The organism is Paenibacillus sp. FW104-T2 (assembly GCF_058789975.1).
Genome location: NZ_JBYTCE010000018.1, coordinates 37,209 through 62,085 on the forward strand (window position 1 = coordinate 37,209; position 24,877 = coordinate 62,085).

At 45.2% G+C, this 24,877-nt stretch carries 18 protein-coding genes; 15 read left to right on the top strand and 3 right to left on the bottom strand.

Annotated elements, in window-relative coordinates; all coding sequences use genetic code 11:
* Window positions 1–154 precede the first annotated feature (154 nt).
* The 5 genes from AC3WQ3_RS20770 (at window position 155) to AC3WQ3_RS20790 (ending at window position 7,104) form a co-directional block, all read left to right on the top strand.
* Entirely contained in the window at window positions 155–1,009 is an 855-nt protein-coding gene (locus AC3WQ3_RS20770) for an ABC transporter permease (protein ID WP_419720033.1), read from the top strand.
* Window positions 1,010–1,036: 27 nt separating this feature from the next.
* A complete protein-coding gene (locus tag AC3WQ3_RS20775; RefSeq protein ID WP_336781701.1) occupies window positions 1,037–1,963 on the top strand; it encodes a carbohydrate ABC transporter permease in 927 nt (308 codons plus the stop codon).
* A gap of 34 nt (window positions 1,964–1,997) precedes the next feature.
* Entirely contained in the window at window positions 1,998–3,647 is a 1,650-nt protein-coding gene (locus AC3WQ3_RS20780) for an ABC transporter substrate-binding protein (RefSeq protein ID WP_492473368.1), read from the top strand.
* A 282-nt stretch (window positions 3,648–3,929) separates the two neighbouring features.
* On the top strand, window positions 3,930–6,209 hold the full coding sequence (locus tag AC3WQ3_RS20785) for a glycoside hydrolase family 95 protein (protein ID WP_492473369.1): 2,280 nt from the start codon (window positions 3,930–3,932) through the stop codon (window positions 6,207–6,209).
* Window positions 6,210–6,645: 436 nt separating this feature from the next.
* The gene (locus AC3WQ3_RS20790; RefSeq protein ID WP_492473370.1) at window positions 6,646–7,104 is read left to right on the top strand and encodes an NUDIX domain-containing protein; all 459 of its coding nucleotides are present in this window, start codon (window positions 6,646–6,648) and stop codon (window positions 7,102–7,104) included.
* A 151-nt stretch (window positions 7,105–7,255) separates the two neighbouring features.
* On the opposite strand, the gene AC3WQ3_RS20795 is transcribed toward AC3WQ3_RS20790, so the two are convergent.
* From AC3WQ3_RS20795 to AC3WQ3_RS20805, 3 genes are all read right to left on the bottom strand, one after another.
* Complete coding sequence (locus AC3WQ3_RS20795) at window positions 7,256–10,312, bottom strand: hybrid sensor histidine kinase/response regulator (RefSeq protein WP_492473371.1); 3,057 nt, start codon at window positions 10,310–10,312, stop codon at window positions 7,256–7,258.
* Between the two features lie 122 nt (window positions 10,313–10,434).
* Window positions 10,435–11,577, bottom strand: coding sequence for a response regulator (locus AC3WQ3_RS20800; protein ID WP_492473372.1), 1,143 nt, complete (start codon window positions 11,575–11,577; stop codon window positions 10,435–10,437).
* 120 nt (window positions 11,578–11,697) lie between these two features.
* Window positions 11,698–11,859: a hypothetical protein gene (locus AC3WQ3_RS20805; RefSeq protein ID WP_492473373.1), complete on the bottom strand. Its 162-nt coding sequence runs from the start codon at window positions 11,857–11,859 to the stop codon at window positions 11,698–11,700.
* A gap of 122 nt (window positions 11,860–11,981) precedes the next feature.
* Between AC3WQ3_RS20805 and AC3WQ3_RS20810 the strand changes: the two genes are divergently transcribed.
* The 10 genes from AC3WQ3_RS20810 to AC3WQ3_RS20855 all read left to right on the top strand — a co-directional run bounded on the left by AC3WQ3_RS20810 (window position 11,982) and on the right by AC3WQ3_RS20855 (window position 24,842).
* Complete coding sequence (locus AC3WQ3_RS20810; RefSeq protein WP_336781695.1) at window positions 11,982–13,019, top strand: NAD(P)/FAD-dependent oxidoreductase; 1,038 nt, start codon at window positions 11,982–11,984, stop codon at window positions 13,017–13,019.
* Window positions 13,020–13,342: 323 nt separating this feature from the next.
* Window positions 13,343–13,963, top strand: coding sequence for an NAD(P)-dependent oxidoreductase (locus tag AC3WQ3_RS20815; protein WP_492473374.1), 621 nt, complete (start codon window positions 13,343–13,345; stop codon window positions 13,961–13,963).
* Between the two features lie 91 nt (window positions 13,964–14,054).
* On the top strand, window positions 14,055–14,183 hold the full coding sequence (locus tag AC3WQ3_RS20820; protein WP_336781693.1) for a hypothetical protein: 129 nt from the start codon (window positions 14,055–14,057) through the stop codon (window positions 14,181–14,183).
* Between the two features lie 139 nt (window positions 14,184–14,322).
* Entirely contained in the window at window positions 14,323–14,877 is a 555-nt protein-coding gene (locus AC3WQ3_RS20825) for a cupin domain-containing protein (RefSeq protein ID WP_492473376.1), read from the top strand.
* A gap of 185 nt (window positions 14,878–15,062) precedes the next feature.
* The gene (locus tag AC3WQ3_RS20830) at window positions 15,063–18,413 is read left to right on the top strand and encodes a DUF5107 domain-containing protein (protein WP_492473377.1); all 3,351 of its coding nucleotides are present in this window, start codon (window positions 15,063–15,065) and stop codon (window positions 18,411–18,413) included.
* A 233-nt stretch (window positions 18,414–18,646) separates the two neighbouring features.
* On the top strand, window positions 18,647–20,020 hold the full coding sequence (locus tag AC3WQ3_RS20835; protein WP_492473378.1) for an ABC transporter substrate-binding protein: 1,374 nt from the start codon (window positions 18,647–18,649) through the stop codon (window positions 20,018–20,020).
* A gap of 175 nt (window positions 20,021–20,195) precedes the next feature.
* Window positions 20,196–21,212 (top strand): NAD-dependent epimerase/dehydratase family protein, encoded by a 1,017-nt coding sequence (locus tag AC3WQ3_RS20840; protein ID WP_492473379.1) that lies wholly within the window; start codon window positions 20,196–20,198, stop codon window positions 21,210–21,212.
* Window positions 21,213–22,310, top strand: a complete 1,098-nt coding sequence (locus tag AC3WQ3_RS20845) for a dihydrodipicolinate synthase family protein (protein WP_492473380.1) — start codon at window positions 21,213–21,215, stop codon at window positions 22,308–22,310.
* Window positions 22,307–23,179, top strand: a complete 873-nt coding sequence (locus tag AC3WQ3_RS20850; protein WP_492473381.1) for a Gfo/Idh/MocA family oxidoreductase — start codon at window positions 22,307–22,309, stop codon at window positions 23,177–23,179. Before AC3WQ3_RS20845 ends, AC3WQ3_RS20850 begins: the two co-directional genes overlap by 4 nt.
* A 70-nt stretch (window positions 23,180–23,249) precedes the next feature.
* The gene (locus tag AC3WQ3_RS20855) at window positions 23,250–24,842 is read left to right on the top strand and encodes an extracellular solute-binding protein (protein WP_492473382.1); all 1,593 of its coding nucleotides are present in this window, start codon (window positions 23,250–23,252) and stop codon (window positions 24,840–24,842) included.
* Window positions 24,843–24,877 lie beyond the last annotated feature (35 nt).

Here is a 24,877-nt window from a genome sequence, read left to right on the forward strand (position 1 = left end):
AAAAGGGCCTTATTCATATAGGCTACCTCATGGGGGGATGACTCTGAGAACAACAATCTCGAATGGCAAAACGGTAGTAAAACAAGGCAGGCGGTCTGCAGTGAAGCTGGCCTTGTCCAGAAGCTGGAGGAGGCACTGGCAGCTCTATCTGTTGATGATTCCTCCTGTCGCGTATTTCATTATTTTCAAGTATGTGCCTATGGTTAATGCAGTGCTCGCTTTCAAGGATTACAACGTAATTAAGGGAATCTGGGGAAGTCCGTGGGTGGGCACCAAATATTTTGAGCTACTTTTCCAAAACCCGGCGTTCGCTACCCTGATCAAAAACACACTGTATATTTCGTTTTACAGTTTGGTCGTGGGTTTTCCAGTCCCGATACTTCTAGCACTGGCGTTGAACGAAGTCAAGAACGCGAAATTCAAAAAAACGGTACAGATGGTTACTTATGCACCTTACTTTATTTCAACCGTTGTCATGGTATCCATTATCATGCTTTTCCTATCGCCGCGGCTGGGCATTGTGAACACCATCGCAGGAGCGCTTGGTTTCGAAGCGGTCAATTTCCTTGGAGAGCCTGGGCTGTTTCGTTCGATCTACGTATTTTCGGATGTCTGGCAGAGCATGGGATATTCCGCAGTCATCTATTTGGCAGCACTTGCAGGTATTGATCCTTCATTGTACGAGGCAGCCAAGGTTGATGGAGCTAACCGATTTCAGAAAATGGTGAACATCGATCTGCCCGGCCTGCTGCCGGCGGCAGTCATTATCCTGATTCTGAGCGTTGGCAATATTATGGCCGTCGGATTTGAAAAAATTTATTTGCTGCAAAATCCATTGAACTTATCCGCTTCCGAGATTATCTCCACCTATGTGTACAAAATGGGTTTGCTGAATGCCAATTACAGCTTTGCTACCGCAGTTGGCCTCTTTAATTCGCTTATTAACCTGATTCTGTTGTTAACGGTCAATGCTGCTGCCAAGCGTCTGTCCAATACAAGCTTATGGTAAAGCGGCAAAAGGAAAGGGGGGAATCAGATGAGCAAGTTGCAGTCCCAAGCCGGTTCAGCGGTTAGTCAGAGGAGCACCATCAGAGAATCTTTTGGGGACCGGGTGTTTATAACCATCATCTACCTCATTCTGACGGTTGTCTTGATTGCAGTACTCTATCCACTGATCTATATCGTTAGCTCTTCTCTGAGCAGCCCGGCAGCAGTTACATCCGGGAAAGTCTGGCTGTGGCCCGTTGATATGACACTCGACGGCTATAAGTCTGTATTGCGCAACGATCAGGTTATCATGGGTTACGCCAATTCGTTATTTTATACCACAATAGGAACAATCATTAGTGTAGCGCTGACCATTATGATTGCTTATCCGCTTTCCAAAAAAACCTTTGTTGGGCGCAGCCCTCTCATGATGTTTATTACATTCACCATGCTATTCTCAGGCGGATTAATTCCAACTTACCTGGTGGTAAAATCCATGGGACTGATTGATACCCGCTGGGCTCTGTTGATTCCTAATGCCATCTGGGTGTGGCAGGTGATTATCGCACGTACTTTTTTTCAGAACTCCATCCCGGAAGAGCTGTCCGAGGCAGCAGATATTGACGGCTGCAGTGATATCCGTTTCATTTTCAGCGTCATTTTGCCGCTCGCCAAACCCATCATCGCTGTTTTGTCATTGATGTATGCCGTGGGGCAGTGGAATGCGTATTTTGATGCCCTGATTTATTTAAAAACGCAATCGCTCTATCCGCTTCAGTTGATTCTCCGCAGCATTCTGATTCTGAGTAACAGCACGGGAAATATGGATGTGGGAGAGATGGTGAAACAGCAGCAAATGGCTGAGTTGATGAAGTTCTCACTTATTGTAATGGCCAGCTTGCCGGTACTCGTCATTTATCCGTTTGTGCAGCGATATTTCGTTCAGGGCATGTTGATTGGCTCCGTCAAGGGCTAATTCACTACAATTATTCATAAGGGAGAGGGTCTATTTGAGAAAAACAGGGTCATTCGTACTTGCTTGTATACTGCTGCTGTCTGTAGTACTTGCGGGATGTTCATCCTCTAATGGTGGCAGTGGAGAAGAGGGGAGCGACCCTTCATCGGGGGACAACGTGACCATGAATGTGTTTGCTCATCAAAGTTCAGATACCAACCTTCAAACGAACAAGTTTACAAAAAAGATGGAAGAGAAGTTTAATGTGAAGATCAACTGGACGACGGTTCCTTTTGACGGCGCAGCTGAAAAAAGACAAATATCATTGGCTTCAGGGGACTACCCGGATCTGTATTTGCTCATTCCATGGGTGGACCGTTTTTCTCAAACAGACCTGTTAAAATTTGGCCAGCAAGGTGTTATTGTGCCGCTCAATGATCTAATTGAGCAATACGCACCGAATATCAAAAAGGTACTGGACAGCAGTGAGTATTATAAAGCAATGAATACTGCGCCCGACGGCAATATTTACGGTCTGACGGGCTTGAATGAATGTTTCCACTGCTCATATCCGAACAAAATGTGGATGAATACGAAATGGCTAGAGCAGCTGGGCTTATCCGAGCCTACAACGACGGAAGAATTTAGGGAAGTGCTAAAGGCATTCAAAACCAAGGACCCGAACGGCAATGGCAAAGCGGATGAAGTGCCTCTGAGCGGTTCCATTGAAAACTTCGGCGTGCACATCATTCCCTATTTGATGAACGGGTTTATCTACGACGATGACAGAACCTATCTCATTGCAAAGGATGGCCGGGTTGATACGGTTGCGAACAAACCGGAGTGGAAGGAAGGACTGGCCTATATCAAGTCGCTGTATGATGAAGGTTTGATTGACCCTGGTGCGTTCACGCAAAATGTGGGGGCCTTTAAAAAAATCGGAGATAATGCGGATGCGCAGCTTCTTGGCGCAGGTGCAGCCATGCACCCATCTCTTTTTGTAAATACAGCTGAGGGTGCTCCGTATGGTAAGGATTATAATCCGATTGCTCCTTTGAAAGGGCCGCATGCCAATTATGCGACCTATAACTATCCAATTGACCCTGGAGCATCGTTTGTACTCACCAACAAGGCAAGTGAAGAGACACAGATTGCAGCCATAAAAATGCTGGATTATCTCTATACACAAGAGGGAGCCATGAGTGCATATTTGGGTGAGGAGGGCACCAGCTGGCGCAAGCCGGAAGAAGGCGACGTAGCCCTTAATGATCAGGTAGAGCCGCTCTACAAAGCCATCCCCCTCCCCACAGGGGAGGAGCCTCGTAATGACAGCTGGGGTGCGCTGAGTCAGTATAATCACCACAGAGCATACCGCGATGCCGAAGTACAAGGCAAGGACATCTATGCAGGTGACGGATATGAGCGCCGACTTTATGAGGCAACACTCTTGATGGAAGGCAAAGAGCCCGAGGAAGTTTTTCCGCATTGGGCACTATGGGTGGACCCGGCAAATGCAGACGAAACCAGCATGATGCAGACGAACCTCAAGGATTATATTGACCAGAATGCCCTGCAATTCATCACAGGAGCAAAGAGTCTGGAAAAGGATTGGGACGATTATGTGAAAGGGCTGGAAGGCCTCAACATCAAGCGTTATCTGGAAATTATGCAGGCAGCATATGATTCTTCATCCATTTCCAAGTAAGGAGAATAGGTAGGTATATACCAATACTGGGCGGCAATTTCATCCATTATTATCAAACACGGGCCGGTTCGCATTCTTGCGAATCAGGTCCGTAATCTTTTATGGCAGGCTGCCAATCTTATTGATGTTTATCGAAGAAAATCTCCGAATACATGATCTTTTCGATTCTCATATCATGAAAGAGTATGGATCTGCATGAATACGTTATTTTTATTCTTTGTCGGGATGTTAATATGAGATTAATCTCTTATCATTCATTGAAATTCATAGTGGAGGTTCAGAATGAAAGAATCCAATCGGAAAAATCATCGCATGTGGTACAGCAAACCAGCAGAGATATGGAATGAGGCCTTGCCAATCGGGAACGGTCGGCTTGGGGCAATGATATTTGGAGGCGTAGCGGAGGAACGTTTGAAGTTAAATGAAGACTCGATGTGGTATGGGGGGCCCCGGGATCGGAATAACGAAGATGCACTGCCCAATCTGCCCCATATCCGCAAGTTAATCATGGAAGGGAAACTCCAAGAGGCTGAAGAGATGGCCAGCATGACGATGGCCGGGCTTCCTGAAGCCCAGAGACATTATGTGCCACTTGGTGAGCTGCAGTTATCATTCGGCAATCATGATGGTCCTGTTGAGGACTATGTACGTGAGCTGGATTTGAACCGGGGCATCTCCAAGGTTAGCTATAACGTTAAGGGTGTCCGTTATACTCGTGAGCTGTTTGCCAGCCATCCGGATCAAGCCATCATCATCCGAATCTCAACAGACAAGAAGAATGCCTTGTCCATGAAAGCCCGATTCAATCGTCAGAATTGGAGATACCTGGAGAAAACCAAGAAGTGGGAGCAGAATGGACTCATTATGCGTGGTGAATGCGGTGGTAAAGACGGCAGTTCCTTCGCAGCTGTGTTGAAAGCGATACCAGACGGAGGTGCCTGTCAGCTCCTTGGCGAGTATTTGCTGGTGAAGGACGCGAGCTCGGTCACGCTGCTGCTTGCTGCGGAAACGACTTTCCGCCAGGAAGATCCGGAATTATACAATACACTTCGTTTAGAAGAGCTCAGCCGGATTCCTTATGAAACACTGCTTGTACGGCATACATCGGATTATGATGAACTGTTCAGCAGGGTTTCGTTGAACCTGTCCAAACGTTCTGATCGTCATGATGGTCCGACGGATGAGAGATTACAACAGTTCCAAAGGGGAGAAGAAGACCCCGAATTGATCGAAACCTATTTTCAGTTTGGTCGTTATTTGCTGATATCCTCAAGCCGGCCAGGTTCCCTGCCTGCTAATCTTCAAGGCATATGGAATGACAGTTTCACTCCACCTTGGGACAGCAAATTTACGATCAACATTAATGCCCAGATGAACTACTGGCTCGCCGAAAACTGCAATCTAGCCGAGTGCCATGAGCCATTGTTCGATCTGATTGAGCGAATGCGGGAGCCTGGCCGAATTACGGCACGAAAGATGTATGACTGCCGTGGATTTACCGCACATCATAATACGGACATTTGGGCAGACACGGCCCCTCAGGATACCTACCTGCCAGCTTCCTTCTGGCCGCTGGGTGCTGCGTGGTTATGCCTGCATTTATGGGAGCATTATCGCTATAGTCAGAATATCATTTTTCTGGCAGAAGCATACGAAACGATGAAGGAATCGGCCCAATTTCTCCTTGATTATCTGATTGAGGATGCAGATGGCCGTCTGATTACCTGTCCATCCGTCTCTCCAGAGAACAGTTACAGACTGCCAAATGGTGAGGTTGGGGTGCTATGCGCTGGCGCTTCGATGGATTTTCAGATCATTGAGGCTCTGTTCACTGCATGCATTCAAAGTGCCGAGTTGATCGGAAGGGACCATACCTTCAGGGAAGAACTTGCTGCTGCTCTGAAGCGAATTCCCAAGACTCAAATCGGCAAATACGGACAAATCCAGGAATGGATGGAGGATTACGAAGAGGTGGAACCGGGGCACCGGCACATCTCACATCTATTTGGTTTGTACCCTGGAGAAAGCTTCACTCCAGAACACACGCCGGAACTTGCAAAAGCCGCACGTACAACGCTCGAACGCAGATTGGAGAATGGTGGGGGGCATACCGGATGGAGCCGGGCCTGGATCATTCACTTCTGGGCAAGACTTCAGGATGGGCAGAAGGCTTATGAAAATGTAAGAGCTCTCCTGGAGCACTCCACGTTGCCCAATCTTTTTGACAATCATCCTCCGTTTCAGATTGACGGCAACTTCGGGGGATCCTCTGGAATTGCTGAGATGTTATTGCAGAGCCACACCGATGTGATCAAGCTTCTGCCTGCCTTACCAGACAACTGGTGTGAAGGGAGTGTGGAGGGGCTCAGGGCCCGAGGCGGATATACCATTGGATTTTCTTGGGCGAAAGCGGAAATTACTGAAGTCACCGTAAAAAGTACAATTGCTGGACTTTGTCAGTTGGAAGGTCCTGGCCTTAAGCCGATTTCTTTCAACGCAGAAGCTGACGGAACATATACGTTTACACCGACATCGTCTGAAATGTTGTCACAAACCCAATGATCGGATTAATAAATTGATCTGCTTCAGAAGAAGCAGAATATCCAGCTCATCGTGCAGCGGATGAACGGTAAGCGTGATCTGTAGAAAGAGTCAGAGTGTGTTTTTGTGAGATTTATTCTAATGTGACAGTAGCACAAAAAAAAGAGGCAGTCCACAGCGATGGTATTCGCGGGGCTGCCTCGTTTTGTTATAGGTTACAGGTTGTAGTCAATGCCTTCGCCAGCGCCTGTGCGGGCGTTAATGTATACGTGAGTAACGCCTTCACCTTCATTACCAATACAAATTGCATCGCCCGTTGACTAAATCTCTACGCCAATATTGACGAAAAATACATTAGAGGTGTTCAGAATATGTTGAGACTGGTATGTTAACTTCGTCTTAAGCGCAACTGAACCTGAGGATCAAATCAATAGGAATATAGGGGATAGTAGATAAGATGGAGAGAAGGATAAGAAATTCCGTAAAGGCCTTAATCATTGAAGACAGAAAAATGTTAGCAATTAAGATAGACGATGATGGCGATGCTTTTTATACACTGCCTGGTGGAAGTCAAAGTGCGGGGGAGACATTAACTGAGGCATTGAAGCGTGAAGTCGCAGAAGAAATCGGAGTAGAGATTATTCCTAATTCATTGGAATTTGTCATTGAAGGCGTATATGGTGAGGCATTTCACCGTGTGGATTTTGTGTTTTTAAGCGAATATAAAGGATTAACGGACCATTTACTTCTCCAAGGTGACAGACATCACGTCCGTTATGAATGGCTTGATATCGATAATCTGATCGGGCAACCATTGTATCCTTCCAAATTGCGAAAGCAAATTCAGCTTTTATTCAATGGAGAAAAAACCGAGATGTACTTAGGAAATGAGGAACCAGGTTATCCTAGTCTGTAGACTGAGATTATCGTATCTAACATGGTTTATTTATAAGAAAAGCATCCAATGGCGCCATTCGGCGAGAGATATCGTAAAGGGCAAGCTTTTGGCTTGAAATTAATAAAAGAAGGAGCCGCATGAAATCATGCTCGCTCCTTCTTTTAATATTCTATGGGTTCGGTACGATGAAGGAAACTGTAGTTCCTTCACCAGGTTTACTTTGAATCGTTAAGCCTTGTCCATACATTTTTTTGAGCCGTCGATCGGTATTCGTTAATCCCACACCAGAGGTCCCCGCTTTTTTATTACGATCTAATAGGGAGGACAGCTTGGTTTTATCCATACCCACTCCGTTATCATGTATGATGAATTGGATGTAATCCGCTTCTTTTCTAGCAGATAGAGTTAGCTTGCCGCCACTGGTACGGTTCAATATTCCGTGTCGGATGGCATTTTCTACGATAGGTTGAATCGTAAGTGGAGGAAGCTTAGCCTCCAACGGATCAGGCAGATTCCACTCTATTTCCAATCGCTCTCCAAATCGTTCCTTTTCGATATACAAGTAAGCTCGCAGTAAATCAAGTTCATGGGACAGAGGGACCTGGCGCTCTAAGTTCCTTGAATTAAAGCTTCCCTTTAAGTAATCACCGAAGGCTTCGAGCAGCGTAATCATGCGGTCTGGATCTAATAGACTAAGCGAAGCAATGGAATTGATTGTATTAAACAAAAAGTGAGGCTGAATCTGAGCTTGGAGCCACGCAGCTTCCATACGTAATTGCTCGTCTACAGACTGTTTAAAATGGATTAAAGCGCGAATTCTTGACTGAAGCTCTAACATATCAACCGGTTTTGTTAAATAATCATTAGCACCCGCAAGAAACCCGGTATGAATATCTTCTGGTCTGATTCTAGCCGTCAATAGCAGTATAGGCAGCTCGAAAATGGTAAACTTCTTTCGTATCATTTCAGTCAGGGTATATCCGGACATTTCCGGCATCATCACATCGGTTACGACCAGATCCCACTGTTGTTTATGGTTAATTTGTCTAAGGGCCTCTTCAGCACTGTTTACAGCGGTAACCTCATAGTTTTCCAGCTCCAGCAATGATTTTATAACCTTCAGATTGATGGCATCGTCATCCACTACAAGAATAGACCCCTTGATATGATCCACCTTGTATTTATTCTCTGAAGAAACAGCTGCTTCCATCGCTGCATCCATCACGTCGGATCCCAGGTGATTGAAATGAAACTCTATTTCTTCACCGTTCTGTACACCCTTAACAGCCGGTACGGCGCCTGCCAGAGGCAAGGAAAATGTGAAGACGGATCCTTGTCCAATCTTAGACGTCAGCTCTAGTGTTCCGCCATGAAGTTCTACTAAATTTTTGCTTATGCTAAGTCCCAGCCCTAAGCCGCTGCCTGGAGAAGTTATGCTGGAATCCGCTTGTTCATATGGGGAGAATATGCGCTGCTGCAGTTCTTCGTCAATTCCAATACCCGTATCTATAATATGAACATAAACAGCTTCATTCAGGATCTCCGCACGAAGAGAAACACAGCCTTCCTTGGTATATTTCAATGCATTGTGCACTAAGTTGAACATTATTTGGGTAAGCCGGTTTTCGTCAGCTGCTACGTTAGGTAATGTATCAGGAATCTCGTTCTGCAGTTTCACGTTCTTATCTACCGTCATATAGTTCAGCATATGGACTACCCCCTTGGCCACTGCTGGTAAAGAGACACTTGTTGGTTCTAGCGTAACCCGGCTATCCTTCAGTAGGGTAATATCAATCAAGTCATCAAGCAGATGTGACATGCGTTGGCCAACTTTGGTAATTAGCATCAAATCTTCTTGATCAGATATATCGAGCTTACTGCTCCTCCGAATGATGATGGATTGAGCCATATTAATGATGGCATGGAGCGGATTGCGAAGCTCGTGTGACGTATTCGCGAGAAATTCATCTTTTTGTTTGTCCACTTTCTTGAGCGCTTCCGCTTGTTTCTCGGCACGTATTGCTGTTTTGGTGAAACGTACAAACCAAAAGGATGCAAACACAACAAAGGCTACAATCAGGTCAATCGGGTAATAAGGCAGGTCTTTATTAAACCATGACTTGAAAAATCCGCTGAATACCATATTAAACGATACGGCAATACCCGCAAGTAATATCGAAGTGGCTGCTTCTTTACCAGTTCTCACGGCCTGTCTTGAAATAATAGGTACGAGTAAGATCGCTGTGAGCATAAAAATACCTAGAATCTTAGAGGTATAATCCAGCCAACTGATCGGAAAGAAAAGTGTAATGGATACATAGGTGTAAAAGATAATAGAAAAGATAAAAATCAGTCTTTTAAAGCTGTGTACTTTTAGCAGGTGCTTTGTACATAACACTAGACAAAATGAAAGAGCGGAGTATCCAATAATTCTCATACGTATCGCCCATTCAAAATTAATCGGTAACCACTGAAGCAGCATTTTGTCATCGTCTATTAACGTAACGATCAAGGCAAATAAAATAATTCCGGCAAAATAAAGAAGCTCTTTCTGTCGCTGCCCTACGAAAAGAAGAATAACGATATATAACATATGAAGCAGCAGAATTATACCGACTAATAATTGCATATTTTCGCTAAAATGTTTTTCATTCAGGACAGCAGAAGGAGTTCCAAATTTAATGGATTGAATGATACCACCTTTGTTATGATAGTGAAAATTACTGACATGAATGACGATATCCATGGTGGACTGCTCCACGGTAAAGTTATCTGTATAGGGTACAACCTTAGAGATCGTTCCAACCGGGTTGTCATCAGGATGGCCTGATTCGTATAGTAGGCTTCCATTAACATATAAGCGATAAGCAGTCTTGATTTCAGGAATATGAATGCCATAAGACGCATTAGATGTAGGCAAAAGTACACGAAGTCGATAAGTTCCGAAATTGGATTCTGGACTCGTATCATTAAAAGTACCGGGAACCTCTGTCAAATGAGCAGAATGTGATGTATGACTAAAGGATGTGCTTGGATGAATGAAGGTACCCGGGGTAAAGTTCCATTGCCCGTTCAGTGTGATCGTCTGTTGATCTGTAAATTTCCAGTGGGACAGATCAAGTTCTCCCTGGGCTGCATGTGGCTGATTAGGAGGGGAGAACTCCGTATACCAGAAAAACCTTACTCCAATTAAAGTTGCTAAGTAAATGAGGATGAGCCAAGCCATCCTGTGTCTGGATATGAATTTCTTAATAGGTGCGAAAGTTGGCAACATGAACAATCCTTTGTCATACGTTATAGTGGGCTAGTAAATAGGCCTCTCTTTTTGCTATACATTTAAAATGCGGATTAAGAGGGCAGTTGTTTCTCTTGCCATTCCTTAAACCATAGTTGAATATCGTTCCCTGGGAGAATATCGTATTCTTCTTTTAGTCGTGTCGTGAGTTCTTGAAAAGTTTCTATCGTTTTTTGTGGCTCGTTCAATTTGTCATACAGCTTCATTAAAGCAAACGAAGACTTTTCCTCTATTGAATAGAGGCGGTGAATTTGCAAGTATGTAGTCAACGCATCGCCAAATCTCTGCTGAGCTTCATACCAACTGCCAACACTTAGAGCTGTGTTTAGCCATAATTGTTTAAGCCTATGCCTTTCTGCCTCTGCCCACCAATAATCGTATTCCTGCAAATATTCACCCGTATAGCTGTTTAACTTCTCCAGATGAAGCTCCAGGTTGTCCTCTGAGATATCGATTGTCTGCATAGAGTCTTCCCACAGTGATACGTCCAAAATAATATGGTTCAGCTCTAATATATATCCTTCATTTGCACTCTTAATCTGAAATCTCTTGCCATATGCAGTAAGAGTTTTGCGGATATGATAAATGGTTGTATACAACTGTGAGTAGGCCTTGTTCACATCTGTATTGCTCCATAATAAATCAACGATAAACGATTTACGAACAAGCTGTCCCCTATGCTGAAGCAGGTACAGGAAAAGCTCCTGCGCTCGGAAGGTTCTCCATTGCATTAACGTAAATTGTCCAGGCGATTGTGGCTCCTCAATCATGACTTGTTTGAACATGGTCATCCTGAGAGGTTGATGGGGATCAGGGGTATCCAATTTGGCGGTACTCTTGCCCAATATCCGATTCATTGTTTTGGACAACCGGTCAAAGCGGACCGGCTTCACAATGTAATCTATGGCGTTTAATTCGAAGGCGTCCACAGCGTATTCCTGGTAGGCTGTAACAAATACCACCATCAGGTCAGGGTCATACTCCAACAAGCGTTCCGCCAGTTCAATACCATTGATCTCAGGTAACTCTATATCAATAAAGGCGATATCCACTTTGGCATGTTTAACGATATCCAGGGCATCGTATGGGTTTGTAAATTTACCGATAATATCAAGGCTGAAGTTTTCCATCTTCAGTAGTTGAAGCTCCAAATAAGACAACGCTAAAACTTCATCGTCAATAAGAATAGCTTTCATTTAAAAATATACTCCTTATTAGCGTTTATTTAGTTATATCGATTTTAACATGGATGTTGAAAAATGGAATAAAAACTCGAATGATGTAGCAAAGCTAGTCGTATATCTTGAGTGTCTTGCTTATGAATCGTTATGAGCAGCTTGAAAGTGAACCGGCGAGGAAAGTTCAATCTCTCTTGAATGAATAACGGAATGATCTCCAACGGCAAAAAAATTGATGATATCCTGCAAACGTTCGCTTAGTTTGGTTTCCCTTGTGACTGGCGGAACTGCATCCTCCATTTTGTATAAAGCAACCGTCGGTTTTGTCCATTGTTTTTGTCAAGCTGTCGAGACTACAATGTTATTGATAATGATTATCATAAATACGGATGTTACATAAGCCAGCTGGAGGAGGACATCAATTGACTGAGCAGCTTGAATTATACGATGTGACAATTATTGGCGGTGGTCCTGCGGGAATGTATACTGCTTTTTATAGTGGAATGCGTGATTTAAAGACAAAGCTAATCGAAGCGAAAGACGAGCTGGGCGGGCGAATGCTTATTTATCCCGAGAAGATGATCTGGGATGTTGGAGGGGTTACGCCGATCTTATGCGAGAAATTAATCGCCCAATTGGCGGAGCAGGCGAGGACGTTCGACCCGACCCTTGTATTCGGCCAGCACATTGTCGGGTTGGAGAAACAAGCGGATTCGACGTACATCCTGGAGGCGGCAACGGGGGAGAAGCACTGGACACGTACGGTCATTCTGGCCATTGGCCGCGGTATTCTGCGAATGGCGAAGCTGGAGCTGGAAGGGGCTGAGCGCTATGAGGTATCCAATCTGCACTATACGGTGCAAGAACTGGAGCCTTTTAGAGGAAAACGGGTCCTTATTTCGGGAGGGGGAAATTCCGCTGTCGATTGGGCCAACGAGCTGATTTCCATCGCTGCTCAGGTCACTGTCGTGCATAGACGCGACCACTTCGGTGGGCATGAAAAAAACGTTGTTCGAATGAGGGAGTCTTCTGCCGATGTGCTTACGCCATATGAAGTTACGCAGTTATACAGCGGCAACGGAAAGTCGATTGAACGGGTGACCATTAACCACATCGAATCAGGGGATTCACGTGAGCTAGAAGTAGATGAGGTTATCGTCAACCACGGACTGAAGTCCGATTTCACAGGGATCAAGGATTGGGGACTGGATATGGATGACTGGAACATATTTGTCAGCCCGAAACTGGAGACGAACTTGCCGGGTATCTTCGGGGCTGGTGACTTCGCCAATTACGAAAGCAAGCTCAACCTGATTGCAGGGGCATTTACGGATGCCGCCTTAGCACTTAACAGCGCCAAACTTTATATCGATCCCGAGGCGCCTAAAATGGCTTATGTATCGTCACATAACGAGAGGTTTAAGGAACGGAACAAAGCGCTTGGCGTGTCCAGTGAATAGCAGGGTCTGCTATGAGTAGACGGACAGTTACCTTCAGAGCCGTTGTGAAACTGCAGATCCTGAGCAATTGAGGAAGCTTGTCCGAATATTAATTCGTATACTGGTGGACTACAAGTAAATCAGAATTAAGCTCCTACGTTCTGTTGATGATGATGGTGATGAGGATGTAATACGGTTCAATTGATGGTAAATAAGCCGCTGATCAGCGGCTTTTTTCTTTTTAATAGATGTCTTCTATTGATTTTGTTATATACTGTCTGATACTTTTATTCAGAAATGTTGTTACCGAGGAACACTGCAGAAGATGGAGGAGCATTAGAAATATGAAAATTCTAGTATTGGGTGCAACTGGACGAGTCGGCAGTCAGATCACTGCCTATGCACTTAAGGATCAGCATCATGTAACTGTATTGGTTCGTCATCCTGAAAAATGCCAGGTTCATGATGAACATTTAACAATCATTCAAGGGGATGTGTTGAACCAAGAGGATATTATGCGTGCTATCCGTGGTGCCGATGTCGTTATTAGTGCACTGAACACAGATGGAACCAATACACTATCCGAAAGTATGCCGTTAATCATTGAAGCAATGCGGGAAGAAGGGTTAAATCGAATCATTACTGTAGGGACAGCGGGTATTCTGCAAAGCAGATTCAAACCAAATATTCTACGATATCAATCCAGTGAATCGAGGCGTAAATCCACCCGTGCTGCGGAGGAACATCACCGAGTGTACTCGCTGCTTCAAGAATCAACATTGGAATGGACGATCGTGTGTCCTACGTACTTACCGGATGGGGAACATTTAGGTGTATACCGTGTAGAGCGTGATGTTCTGCCTGAAGGTGGTACGGAGATATCCGTGAGTGATACAGCAGAATTCACCTATAAGCAAGTTAAAGATGACTCTTATATCAGATATCGTGTAGGTATTTCATATTAGGTACTGTCGAGGGACAAAACATATATCCTATTAGAGTCGCTATTACCTTAGCGGCTCTTTCCTTACTTCAAGGTGGAGATTAGAAATAGAAATGAAATTTGACTCAGAAAATAGTCACAAGCTTGGCTTGTCCAGAATGAACATGATTGGTGTCGGGCTTAAAGTGATTCGCGGGATAATGAAGAAAAACCCTGGAGGAATTGATGCAACTTCACTTTAAAGATGTATCTAATCAATTTTTAGCCGAAAAAAGTATCCATGAAAACGGAGGAACCAGTTCAGCCCTTTGTTTCGCTAGGCACATTCCCTGTATGTAGTCATATACTGACTTCATAATATTTGTAAAGGGATGGTGCAAATTGTATTACTACCACACACCAGCACATCAATATGGTGGATACACAATTGGACATAATCCATATTATTATCCAGCTTATACAGAAAGAAACAATCATTCACTAGACCAAGGATCTCAAATGGGTATGGAAAATACAGGGCAGCAAGTGATGCTTCTAAAGGATTATGGGAAGAGACCTTTGGTGGTCGATATCGAAAAAGTAACTAAGCTTAATAATAATTTTCGTACAGCTTTATGGACGGGGGAACACTTCCAAGTAACTCTTATGAACATAAATGTAGGTGAAGATATCGGATTAGAAGTTCATCCGAATACGGATCAGTTTATACGGATTGAAGAAGGTCAAGGACTGGTTCAAATGGGGAATCGTAAAGAGAATCTCGATTTTGTTGTGAATGCCTTCGAAGACTATGCGATCATGATACCTGCTGGCAAGTGGCATAACATAACAAACACAGGTAACAAACCACTTAAAGTGTATGTAATTTACGCTCCACCGGAACATCCATTTGGCACCGTCCATCCAACAAAAGCTGATGCCTTAGCTTCAGAATAACACACTATTTAATTGTTATATAAACTTATTAGAGACCGCTCTATTGAATAGAGCGGTTATTTTATTACTTACATTTGTACAATCAAGTTTAAGAATATAATCCATCAACTACCGACTTTCGTTAATTGTATAAAAAGGGGGGGCGGCATTACATTTAATGGTATAACACAAAGGAGGATCTCGATATGAGTACAAAAGATTCATCAGCCGTTTCTAATCAGGTGCGGGTATGGGAGGAACAGGTTGAAATTCCCACTTACGGGACGGGCAAACCTGACAAAAATCCCATGTTTCTGGAGAAGCGCGTGTACCAGGGGAGTTCCGGACGAGTCTACCCGCATCCAGTCATCGATAAAATCCTGGATGAAAAAGAATCCAAATCCTACTGCATGGCCATTCTTGAAAACGAATACATTCGCGTCGAAATTATGCCTGAAATCGGCGGACGGATCTACCGCGCATTAGATAAAACAAACAACTATGATTTCGTGTATTACAATCGTGTTATTAAACCGGCTCTCGTTGGGCTTGCTGGCCCATGGATCTCAGGAGGTATCGAATTTAACTGGCCGCAGCATCATCGACCGAATACGTTTGGACCTGTACAGCACACGGCAACGGAGAATGAGGACGGCAGCGCAACCGTATGGGTTAGTGAGATTGATCGCATGTACGGCACAAAAGTAACTACGGGTTTCACATTGCATCCAGGTAAGGCTTATATTGAAATTAAGGCGCAAATGTATAACCGGACCTCCGAGCCGCAAACCTTTTTGTGGTGGGCCAACCCGGCCGTGGCTGTCAATGATCATACACAGACCGTATTTCCACCTGATGTCACAGCAGTCTTTGATCACGGAAAAAGGGATGTATCCAAATTCCCGATTGCTACAGGAACTTATTACAAAATGGATTATTCCGAAGGCGTCGATATCTCCAGGTATAAAAATATCCCGGTCCCGACTTCTTATATGGCCTACAAATCAGAATATGACTTTGTAGGCGGTTATGACCATAGCGTGCAAGCCGGATTGCTGCATGTAGCCAACCACCATATCTCCCCAGGCAAGAAGCAGTGGACGTGGGGCAACGGTGAGTTCGGCCAAGCCTGGGACCGAAGTCTGACGGATGAAGACGGACCTTATATCGAATTGATGACTGGCGTATTCACCGATAATCAACCCGATTTCACCTGGCTCCAGCCGTACGAAGAAAAGTCGTTTACCCAATATTTCATGCCGTACAAAAACATTGGAGTCGTCAAAAATGCTTCCGTGGACGCGGCAGTGAATTTAGAAGTAGAGGAACAGCTCCGAGTGGCGACGGTTATGGCTTACGCTACATCGGTCTTTGAAGGAGCAACCATAACATTGAAGGGAAGTAAGCGTACGTATGTCAATGATACTGTTACACTTTCGCCCGAGTCGACTTACAAAACAATCATTACGTTGGACGATGAAGATCAACCGCATGACTTACTTGTCACAGTGCGAGATGCCAAGCAAAAGCTGCTCATCAGCTACAAGCCGGCAAAACCATCCATTGAACAGATACCGGATGCCGCCAAACCGCTTCCTCTCCCAGAAGAACTGAAGAGTACAGAACAGTTGTATCTTGCCGGTCTTCATTTGGAGCAGTACAGGCACGCTACGTTTGAACCGGAAAGCTATTACCAAGAAGGATTGAGAAGAGATGCTTCTGACATTCGTCTTAACATTGCTTATGGTACACTACTGCTTCGCAGAGGGGTTTTGGAGAAAGCGGAAACGCATTTCCGTAAGGCAATTGAGTCATTGACCTGGCGAAATCCCAATCCGTACGACAGTGAAGCTTACTATCAACTTGGCTTGACGCTCCGACTCCAAGAACGAAATGAAGAGGCTTTTAAAGCCTTTTATAAAGCAGTGTGGTCTGCAGCATATCAGGATAGTGGCTACTACGCATTAAGCCAAATTGCTACCGAGCAGGGCGCATATATAGAAGCACTGGATTTGGTAGAACGTGCATTGATTCGCAATACAAGAAACTACAAATCAAGGCTAGTAAAAACGGCGCTGCTTCGCAAGTTAGGTCGTTATGAGGAAGCTATTAGGTTTGCAGACGAAACGCTGACAATGGACATTGCGGATTTTGGTGCCCGATATGAGAAATTCATGAATCTCGAAGCCATGGGTAAAAGCGAAGATGCTCATCTAATGAAATCGGAACTCCGCCGGTTGTTGAGAGATGACGCGCATAATTACTTGAATCTAGCTTGGGATTATGTAGGAAGCGGCTTCTATGAGGAAGCTTCACGTCTACTAGAAGAAGTTTCATCCCATCAGGGTGGATCGGCGTATCCTATGGCTCATTACACACTTGCCTATGTCTATGACAAGATGGGACTCATTGAGAAAGCAGAACATGAACGTCACCTTGGAGGCACTGCTGCCCCGGATTACTGTTTCCCGAACAGCCTGTTTGATCTAAGTGTATTGCTTCATACAATCCATAAAAATCCATCAGACAGTAAGGCCCATTATTATTTAGGAAACCTCTATTACGATAAAAAACGAGCGGAAGAGGCCATAAAGCACTGGGAGATTTCCATTGGCCTTGTACATCAATTCGCCACGGCTCATCGCAATCTTGCGCTGGCCTATTATAACAAGCGCCATGATGCAGAGGCTTCACTGCAATCTCTTAACCGAGCTTTTGAATGTGATCCAAACGATGCCCGGGTGTTCTACGAACTCGATCAGTTGTATAAAAAAACGGGCGTCTCTGCACAGGAACGTTTATCGAAGCTTCAGAAACATATGCACCTGGTCGAGCAACGCGACGATCTTTATCTGGAATATATTACACTGCTGAACACGCAAGGCAACCATCATGAAGCACTGTCTTTATTATTAAGTCGCCGCTTTCATCCTTGGGAAGGCGGAGAGGGAAAAGCAACGGGACAATATACACTAGCTCTCGTTGAGCTTGCCAAGCAGGAGAATTCACGTCAATCCTATCAAGAAGCCATTTTGCTGCTTCAACGGGCGCTTCAATATCCGGAGAATCTGGGTGAGGGCAAGCTTGAAGGCGCGCAAGAGAACAATATTCACTATGAGCTGGGCATGGCCTATCAGGGACTTGGACAGCTAGAAGAGGCTGTGTATCATTGGAAACTCGCATCAGAAGGGTTGGAGGAACCAGCGAGTGCGATGTATTACAATGATCAGCCACCGGAGATGATATTCTATCAAGGCCTTGCATGGAATCAATTGAACCATTCGAAGGAAGCGAAGCGCCGATTTAACAAGCTGATCGACTACGCAGAACGACATCTGTTTGATGATGTGAAAATCGACTATTTTGCTGTCTCCTTACCTGATTTTCTGGTATTTGAGGATGATCTGAATAAGCGGAATCAAACCCACTGCTTGTTTATGCTTGGCCTTGGATTACTAGGTCTTGGGAACAAAGAAGAGGCCAAAAAACGATTTAATGAAGCGCTACTGCTGGAGCCTAACCACCAGGGAGCTCGAATTCACTTGGAATTATGTTAAGCATATAGGGATAAAACTCATGGGCAGCAGAGTTAAACTCAAGGAAATCCGGGACAATCCGTTCCGGATTTTACTTGTTTCCAGGAAACTTGGAGTGATTGTGGTTGTGAATTCATTTACTTACTGTGTGTAAATCTGGTTCATATCTGGTATAATAAAAATAATAATCAGGAAATACAATGAAAATATAGGTAAAATATAAAAAAAGATGAAGAGGATAGGTGGAACGGCCCATGGCGAAAATAGATCGTCATACTTTTCAGACCAGAACCAGACATATGTCTGCCGACCTGAAGCAAAAAATTAACTCCGGCTCTTACAGCCCGGGAGAATTTCTGCCTTCTGAGTTGGCACTAACAGAACAGTACAATTTAAGTAAAAATTCCGTGAGATACGTACTGGATGAGCTTGTACAGGAGGGATTGATCGTTAAAATCCCCAGGGTGGGCACGCAGGTGGCAAAGCCTGCTTCGAGGGAAACCATTCGTTTTGGTGTATATCCCTCACTTTATAAAGAAGCAGGGATGGAGGAACTCATTAAGCGATTCCACGAGAAACACCCACATATTCATGTGGAGACCATTGAGCTTCCTTATATGAATTCAGACAATATCGCCAATCTTGTCAAATTAGGGATTGTCGATGCGTTAACCATCAACTTACAGGATATGTACCAATTCCAAGAAAAAAAGTACCTTGATTTGTTGGTCGACCAGGATCGAGACGATACAATATATCCTTTTCTTACAACTTATTTTGAGAAGGAATCGGGTGTTTTGGCAGCACAGCCTTTCATCTATTCACCTGTTATTCTGTGTTACAACAAGGAGCATCTGAGAGAGAAGAGACTGGGGGAACCCAATAGCAGCTGGAGCTGGGATGAACTGGCGGCGCTGCTCAGAGAACTTAAGGCGCCTCATCGCTACAGTATCGCTTTTCAGTTATTTTCCATGAACCGGTGGCCAATTTTTTGGATGCAAAACGAGGACGATCTATCTTCGACGGATTCCAGTCCAGCTCAGAACGGAACTAGCTTTCCTACAGAAGGATTAAGATGGCTGAGGGATCTTGTTACGGAGGAAGGCATATTTCCGCTTGCCTTGGCCCAAGGTGAATTTGAAGCCGAGAAGTTGTTTAAGGAGCAGAAGATATCCGTCATGCTAACCACATATTACATGCTGAATGAGCTAAAAAATGCGGACTTTTCCTTTGATATTGCACAGTTACCACATTTTAAGAATGATAGGACACTTCTTCTGTCAACGGCCATTGCTCTCAGTGCAGAATCGAGCCAAAAGGACACGGCAGCCTGTTTTGTGAATTATCTTAATTCAGATGAGGCACAGACCTATATTAGGCAGCAGACCTACAGTCTACCTGCAAGCAGATATATAACCGAAACATGCGCAGTGGAGCTTAAAAACAAACCGTCCAGGTTGGAGCTCCACCGTGACTATAGTTCGAAATACATGACATATCGGGATCTGTCGATTTCCATGCAAACTCAGATTCGTTTCGGAGAAAGCCTGAAGCAGTACATGTCTTATTTAATGGATGAAGAGGGACTCGCTGAAGTGTTGCTTCCGTCTGAAAGTCTCAAGTTATAAAAAAACGAATAGAAGCTTTAAAAAGGCACTGCCATCAGGTAGTGTTTTTTTATTTTATATGAACTACAAAAGAACCAGTTGACAGAAAACGTGCCGTATGCTAATTTCTTATTGAAAATAAGAACCACATATGATCCAACTATGAAAGTTAACAGGGAGAGGTGACCGTATTCGGATGAAGACCGTGGCTGAATTGGAAGCAAAGCTTTCGGAGGCATCAGATCGGCTAATCAATGACTTACATAAAGTGGACGGGGACCTTCTTATCTTGGGCGCAGGCGGGAAGATGGGCCCAAGTCTTGCGAGATTGGCAGCACAAGCCATCAGAGCGGGAGGAATGAACAAGAAGGTGACTGCTGTATCCCGGTTTCAGGATCAGGAGGTGAAGAACGATCTTGAAAGCGCTGGAGTGAAGACGATTTCCTGTAATCTTCTAGACGATCACGAGTTCATGCAGCTGCCTGCAGCGGACAACATCATATATATGGCTGGCAACAAGTTTGGTACAACGGGCAGAGAGTATTATACATGGGCAATGAATACGTATTTGCCGGGAAGAGTGGCAGAAAAGTATAAAGATTCGCGTATCGTCGTTTTTTCTTCCGGGAACGTGTATCCCTTTTCCCCGGTGGCTCTCGGCGGAGTAGATGAATCAGTACCCCCGGAACCTCTCGGTGAATATGCACAATCCACTCTGGGGAGAGAGCAAATGTTTGAATACTTCTCTCATACGTATGGCACGCCGATGCTGCTGTACCGCTTGAACTATGCCATTGATTTACGCTATGGGGTGCTGCTCGAAATTGCCCAAAAGGTCCATGAAGGCAAGTCAATATCACTTACGATGGGGCATGCCAATGTGATATGGCAGGGAGATGCCAATGAGATTGCCTTAAGGAGCCTGCTGAAGTGCCAAAGTCCACCCGAAATTTTAAATGTGACTGGACCTGAAACCATGTCCGTACGCTGGGCAGCACAGCAGTTTGCCATTAGGTTTGGTCTTACCGCATCGTTTGAGGGAAGTGAATCCGAAACGGCTCTGCTCAGCAATGCAGCTAAGGCGTTTCGCGAATTCGGTTATCCGAGAGTAGGCTTGCTGGAAATGATTGATTTCATTGCTGAATGGGTTGAATCCGGCGGACCTACGTGGAACAAACCAACCCACTTTTCGGAGAGGAAGGGGAGGTTCTGAATGGACAATAAACAAGCTTCACTTACACCGGAACAGGCAGCTGCATTCCATGAAGGGTTGGTCATCCCCGCTCATCCGCTTGCTTTAAATGAAAGCACAGAGCTGGATGAAGTCTATCAGCGGGTGCTGACAAAATACTACATCGCATCAGGAGCTGGCGGAATTGCAGTTGGTGTGCATTCCACCCAATTTGAGATTCGGGATCCCAAGGTTAACCTCTATGAACGGGTACTTCGCTTGGCCGCAGAGGAAACGGAGCAAGCTCGCCTGCAAAGGCCCTTCATCAAGGTGGCGGGCGTTTGCGGGGATAGTGAACAGGCGAAGGAAGAAGCCCAGATTAGTAAAGCCCTCGGATATGATGCGGTGCTGCTGAGTATGGGTGGACTTCATGATTGGAGTGAGCAGGACCTACTTCGGCATACGGAAAAGATAGCTGAATTGATGCCGGTCATCGGATTTTATCTTCAGCCTTCTGTTGGTGGCCGCTGGCTAAGCTTCGATTTTTGGCAGGCTTTTGCTGAAATTGATAATGTCATCGCCATCAAAATAGCTCCTTTTAACCGATATCAAACGATTGATGTTGTCCGAGCGGTTTGCTGCTCGAGCCGCCGCAATGAGATTGCATTGTACACAGGGAACGATGACAACATTCTGATGGATCTACTTACAACTTTTCGGTTCGAAACGGAAGAAGGTACCATGGAAAAAGAAATCGTTGGCGGGCTGCTGGGTCACTTCGCTGTCTGGACACATCAAGCGGTCCAGCTGCTGGAAGAAGTGAAGCGTCTCCGCAAGCCCAAGGGATCACCGTTGTCACGGGACTTGCTCACACGAAACGTGGAGATTACAGATGCCAATGCCGCTTTTTTTGATCCTGCCCATCAGTTTGCTGGCTGTATATCGGGGATACACGAGGTTCTTCGAAGGCAGGGTCTCATGAGAGGAATTTGGTGCTTGAATCCGCAGGAGACCTTATCCGACGGGCAAAAAGAGGAAATCGATCGTGTACACCGCCAGTATCCTCACCTGAATGATGATGATTTTGTGAAGCAGCATCTGGATGAGTGGCTCAGGGTTGCTTCGCTTTCCCACACATGAATATCGGAATCATTGGACTTGACAGCTCTCATGCCCTGGCATTCACCCGTATTCTTCACGAAAGTCAGGAGACTCTTTTTGCAGATGTGACAGTGACGACTGCATATGCGGGCGGATCTCCGGATTTTCCAATCAGTATCACCCGTGTTAACACGTTTGCTGGCCGGATGACGAAAGAATACGGAGTGAGACTGATGCCCACGATGCAGCAAGTTGCAGAAAATACCGATGCCATCCTTATCTTGAGTGCCGACGGAAGGATACATCTGAATCAGTTCAAGGCGATCTGTTCTTACCGGAAACCCGTGTTTATCGATAAACCTTTTGCTTTGTCTTCAGCAGACGCAGGTGAAATCATCAGACTTGCAGAAGAGTTTCAAATCCCGTTAATGAGTGCTTCAAGCTTGCGTTATGCCGAAGCCCTGCCTGAATGCACAAGAGGAGACATCTTGGGGGCGGACGTGTACGGCCCGATGCACATCGAATCTACGCAGGGACATTATTTTTGGTACGGCATCCATTCGGCAGAACTACTCTTTCAAGTCATGGGCCCTGGATGCAGGGAAGTGACCGCCTTCTCTACCGATCATGGTGATCTCATTACCGGAACCTGGAAAGAGGGAAGGATGGGAACGATCCGCGGAATTCGAAATAGCCCAGAGAACTTTGGAATAACGCTGCACACCAGAAACGCTAACCAGCATGTCCCGCTTGAACCGAGCTACAAAGAGCTCCTGAAGTCGGTCATGAATTGGCTCAAAAACGGCGTGTGCACCGTGCATCCTTCCGAAACGCTGGAAGTCATCCGGTTTTTGGAGTGCGCAGAGCAAAGTCGTCTACAAAAATGCACCATTCTCATGGAAATGTGATCAAACCTTATACGTGCTTGACTCCTTGCTCTAGTGAATCAGATCCACCTATCTGAAGGAGGAATGTTTGATGAAGCTGAAAAAGAGGATTTCAATACTACTTGCGATCACACTGTTGACCTCAATCCTTGCCGCATGCAGCAGCGGTACAGACAAAGGCGGTTCGACGACCGCCCTACCGCCCCAGGAACCCGGACAGTACGGTGATACAGGGGGGCTTACTTTGCCTCTTGTTGATGAGCCGACGACCATCACGTACATGCTGCCAAGCAATGCAAAAGACCTGGGCCCGAGCAAACTGGTCGTCCAGGAGCTTGAAAAACGGACCGGTATTAAAGTGAACTTCCAAACGTATTCCCCACAAACCTACCAGGATAAATTAAAAGTCATTGTGGCATCCGGTAAGCTGCCGGACATTTTTACAGGGCTAAAACCGGCCGAACTCAAGAAAATCGGCAAACAAAACGGTGTGGTTGCCATCAATGAATACGCAGATCAGCTCCCTAACTTCAAAAAGCTATATATAGAAGAAAACGACTGGGTCATCAAATCTTTCGGCGATGAAGCCGGCAATATATATACCTGGCCTATATACAATCTCAATCGCAAAGTAAATCACGGATTCATGTTCAGGAAGGATATCTTTGATGAGCTTGGTATCAAGGAATGGACGAACACGAACGAGTTTTATGAAGCTCTGAAAAAAGTAAAAAAAGCTTATCCCGATTCTTACCCCTATGCATCCAAGAGCTTGGCTAATATCTTCAGAGATTGGGCCTTCGGCTGGGGACTCGGCAATACGGATCAGTACCCTGCCTATTACGATGAAAAAGACGGCACATGGAAGTACGCCGCAGTACAGCAAGAGCATAAGGACATGCTTGATTTCATGAAGAAATTGTACAATGAAAAACTGCTTGATCCCGAATTTTTGACAGATACTCAGGATTCCTGGACGACCAAGATGACGACAGACAAATCGTTTGTCACGTTTGACTGGATTGGACGCCTGGATCTCTTTTACAACCAGATCAAAGAGCAAAATCCAGACTATGACCTCAGGTATGCCAATCCCGTGGGACCGACCGGCAATATTAGAACACTGCCCGAGGTTTCAGATTTCAGCGTTGCTGTTGCCAAGAACAAAAATACAGAAGCTTCACTTAAACTGCTCGATTATCTGACCAGCCCATCCGGGAGCGAGTTAATGACGATCGGAGTGGAAACGGTGAACTTCGAATGGGGCGAGGACGGATATCCGGTGTACCCGGAACTAAAGGATCTTCCCCTTGTGGATATAACCGTGCTCGAGGATCGTTATGCCATGTGGCTCGAAGGAGCTTACCTAAGACCGGACCATCGAAGCATCTATTATCGTTTCTCGGAGAAAGAGCAGGAGGCACAGGATAAAATCGTGAATGAGGATCGCTTCGAGCCCCTTGATCCGATACTTAATTTTACGGACGACGAAACCTCCAAGATTGCCGAGCTGCAGACATCACTGCAAAAATCAGCTGAAGAATTCAACTCCAAATATATTCTTGACGCCGGCTACGGAGATGCCGAGTGGGAGAATTTCAGAGGTCAGATCAGTAAAGGCGGTGTGGAGGAACTGATGGCAATCTATAATGAAGCTCAAAAAAGATATGACGAATCCAAATAAATGAGCTTAAGACATGATTGAACTGGAGGAGGCGA